3 protein-coding genes are annotated in these 3,709 nt (G+C 69.0%); 1 reads left to right on the plus strand and 2 read right to left on the minus strand.

Features of this window, described 5'->3' with window-relative positions; genetic code table 11:
* Positions 1–1,755, minus strand: a 1,755-nt coding sequence (cysC, locus tag ACFWPJ_RS27405; RefSeq protein ID WP_378855562.1) for an adenylyl-sulfate kinase, incomplete at its 3' end; no start/stop codon positions are given.
* Positions 1,755–2,660 (minus strand): sulfate adenylyltransferase subunit CysD, encoded by a 906-nt coding sequence (cysD, locus tag ACFWPJ_RS27410; protein ID WP_378855564.1) that lies wholly within the window; start codon positions 2,658–2,660, stop codon positions 1,755–1,757. The genes cysC and cysD, both read right to left, overlap by 1 nt.
* An 89-nt stretch (positions 2,661–2,749) precedes the next feature.
* On the opposite strand from cysD, the gene ACFWPJ_RS27415 reads away from it, so the two are divergent.
* The gene (locus ACFWPJ_RS27415; protein ID WP_378855566.1) at positions 2,750–3,658 is read left to right on the plus strand and encodes an IclR family transcriptional regulator; all 909 of its coding nucleotides are present in this window, start codon (positions 2,750–2,752) and stop codon (positions 3,656–3,658) included.
* The last annotated feature ends 51 nt before the right edge of the window (positions 3,659–3,709 follow it).

Below are 3,709 nucleotides of genomic sequence, written 5' to 3' on the forward strand. Positions count from 1 at the left end.
TTCGTAGGGCGAGCTGATGCCGGTGAATCCGGGCAGCTCACCGGCCCGAGCTTTGGCGTAGAGGCCCTTGGGGTCGCGCCGTTCGCATTCCGGCAGCGGCGTGTCGACGAAGACCTCGTGGAAGGGCAACGTCCGCTCGGCGTGCGTGGTGCGCGCGCGGGCACGCTGCTCGGCGAACGGGCTGATCACCGACACGATGGCGACCGCACCCGAATCGGCGAACAAGGCCGCGACTTCCGCGACCCGGCGCACATTCTCGTCCCGGTCGGCGGGGGAGAAGCCGAGACCGGCGTTGAGGCCGTGCCGGAGGTTGTCACCGTCGAGCAGGTAGGCCGCGCGACCCGCCGCGACCAGCTGGCGTTCCACCTCGACCGCGATCGTCGACTTCCCCGAGCCCGACAGGCCGGTCAGCCAGATCGTGGCGCCGGAATGCGCGCGATCGTCGCGGGTCACCGCCGAGCGGTGCCAGACCACCGTCGCCGGTGCGGCGTGCGCCCCGGTGTCGCGTCCGGTGACCATGCCCGCGGCGACCGTCTGATCGGTCACCGGGTCGATCAGGATGAAACTGCCGGTGCGCCGGTTCTCCCGGTACGGATCGAACAGCAGCGGCTGCCTGCTGCGCAGCCGGACCCGGGCGATGTCGTTGAGCGACAACGCTTCCACGTCCTCGATTCGGTGCAACGTGTTGACGTCGAGCTGGTATTCGATGGCGGTGACTTCCGCAGGCGAGGTTTGCGCCGCGGTGCGCACCAGATACCGTGCGCCCTCGCGCAACTGCGTGGTCTCGGAGAACCAGCACACCATCGCGTCCAGGTCCGCGCCTTGTTGCGGGCGATTACCCGGCCTGGCCAGCAGATCGCCACGACCGATGTCGATCTCGTCGTCGAGTGTCAGCGAGATCGCCATGCCGGTGAACGCCTCGTCGACCTTGGTCCCGCCCGGCCCCCAGATCTCGCGCACCCGCGAGGAATGCCCGGCGGGCAGCACCACCACCTCATCACCCGGCTTGAAGATGCCGCCGGCGACGGTGCCCGCGTAGCTGCGGTGATCGAGCCCCTGCTGAGCCCGGATGACGTACTGGATCGGCAGCCGCGCATCGATGAGGTTGCGGTCCGAGGCGATGTGCACGTCCTCGAGATGGCGCAATAACGGCGGCCCGGGATACCAGTCCATGTGCTCGGAGCCCTCGACGACATTGTCACCGAGGAGGGCCGAGACGGGCACGAAACTCAGGTCACCGACCGTCAATTTCGCGGCGAACGCGGCGAATTCGGTGCGGATCTCCTCGAACCGCTCCTGCGACCAGTCGACCAGATCCATCTTGTTCACGCACACCACCAGGTGCGGCACACCGAGCAGAGTGGCCAGGAAGGCGTGTCTGCGTGTCTGCTCGGACACCCCGGTGCGGGCATCGACCAGGATCAGCGCGAGGTCGGCGGTGGACGCGCCGGTGACCATATTGCGGGTGTACTGGACATGGCCCGGGGTGTCGGCGATGACGAACTTGCGCCGCGGCGTCGTCACATAGCGGTAGGCGACATCGATGGTGATGCCCTGCTCGCGCTCGGCGCGCAGGCCGTCGGTGACGAGGGCGAGATCGGCCGAGTCGCCGCCGCGTTCGGTGCTCACCCGCTCGATCGCGGCCAGCTGGTCGTCGAACAGCGACTTGGAGTCGTAGAGCAGCCTGCCGATGAGGGTCGACTTGCCGTCGTCGACGCTGCCCGCGGTCGCCAGGCGTAACAGGTTGCGGCTCATCAGAAGTAGCCCTCTCGCTTGCGGTCTTCCATGCCGGTCTCGGAGATCCGGTCGTGGGCGCGGGTGGCGCCGCGCTCGGTCAGCCGGGTGGCGGCGGTCTCGGCGATCACCTTCGCCGCGGTGTCCGCGTCGCTCTCGACGCACCCGGTGCAGGTGGCGTCACCGACGGTGCGGAAGCGCACCGTCGCCTCGAACGTGTGCTCACCTGGTTGCGGGGTGATGAATCGGCCTGCCGACAACAGCATGCCGTCGCGTTCGACGACCTGGCGCCGATGCGCGTAGTACAGCGTCGGCAGCTCGACGGCCTCGCGATCGATGTACTCCCAGATGTCGAGCTCGGTCCAGTTCGACAGCGGAAACACCCGGATGTGCTCGCCCTGCTGATGCCGCCCGTTGTAGAGGTTCCACACCTCGGGCCGCTGCGCCCGCGGATCCCACTCGCCGAAACGGTTACGGAAACTGAACACCCGCTCCTTGGCCCGCGCCTTCTCTTCGTCGCGGCGCGCGCCACCGAACACGGCGTCGAACCGGTGCTCACCGATCGCCCGCAGCAAGGTGGTGGTCTGCAACGGATTGCGGGTGCCGCCGGGGCGCTCCACCGAGCGGCCCGCGTCGATGTCGTCCTGGACCCACGCGACCAGCAGCCGCGCGCCGGTGCGGTCGGCGGTCCGGTCGCGGAACTCGATCACCTCGTCGAAATTGTGCCCGGTGTCCACGTGCAGCAGCGGAAACGGCAGCGGCGCAGGCCAGAAGGCCCGTCGCGCCAGGTGCAACAGCACTGCCGAATCCTTGCCACCGGAAAACAACAGCACCGGCCGCTCGAAGGTGGCCGCCACCTCCCGGAAGATGTGCACCGACTCGGCCTCCAAGGCCGCCAGGTGCGACAACTCGTACCCCGTCTGCACTGTTCACCCACTTCGTTCCGCTGCTCCGGCGGCCGAGGTTTCCGTCGCCAGGTTGCATTGTCGAATATTCGACGCTATTGTTCGATATTGTGACACCGACGATAAGCCGGGCAGAGCGCGCCGGTCAAGAGGCGACCGCTGATTCGGTGGGCGAAGTGGGCGCCGCGTCGCCGCCGACGCAGCGGGTCGTGAAGGTGCTCGAGCTGCTCTCGCGGCACCCGACCGACCGGCTGTCGCTGGCTCGAATCGTTCGCGAAGCTGGACTGTCCAGGGCCACCGCGCACGCGGTGCTCACCCAGCTCACCGCGGACGGCTGGACCGTGCGCGACGACGACGGCTGCTACGGCATCGGTCTGCGGCTGCTGACCGTCGCCCGCCGGGCCGAAGCGGCCTTCCCGTTGCGCCGCACCGCGGCGCAACACCTGCGCGCCCTGTTCGAACGCACCGGCGATCCGGTGTTCCTCGCCGAACGCGACGGGGACAGCATCGTGGTCACCGAGGTCGTCGGGAACCCGTCCGCCGGCTGGATCCGCCCGGGCCGCAGGCTCCCGCTCGCGCCGCCTGTCTGCCGTGAATTCGTCGCCTGGGCTCCCGAACCGGCCAGGCAGGCGTGGCTGGCGGCCGCCGATCCGGTCCACCGCGATCGGCTGGCCCGCGTCCTCGCCGAGATCCGTGCCCGCGGCTACTCGGTCGAACGACTCGTCGACGACTCGACACCGATGCTGGAAGTGCTGGCGGGACTGCGTGATTCACCGATCACCGCAGCGCTGCGCGCGCAACTGGGCTCGGTCATCACCGAGCTGATCACCATCGACTACCTGCCCGACGAGCTCGGGCCCGAGAACGCCGTCGTCACCCTCGCCGCGCCGGTGCGCGATGCGAGTGGCGCGGTGGTGGCCGCGGTTGTGAGCTGCCCCGACACCCGCTTGTCGGCAGCGGCGCTCAGCGAGCTCGGTTCCGCTACCGTCGGTGCCGCCGACCGGATCAGCGCGTTGTAGCCGACCGCCCGTCGAGGACGGTTCACCATTACGCTGACGGGTGAACCTCTG

The organism is Nocardia sp. NPDC058497, assembly GCF_042720195.1.
GTDB lineage: Bacteria > Actinomycetota > Actinomycetes > Mycobacteriales > Mycobacteriaceae > Nocardia.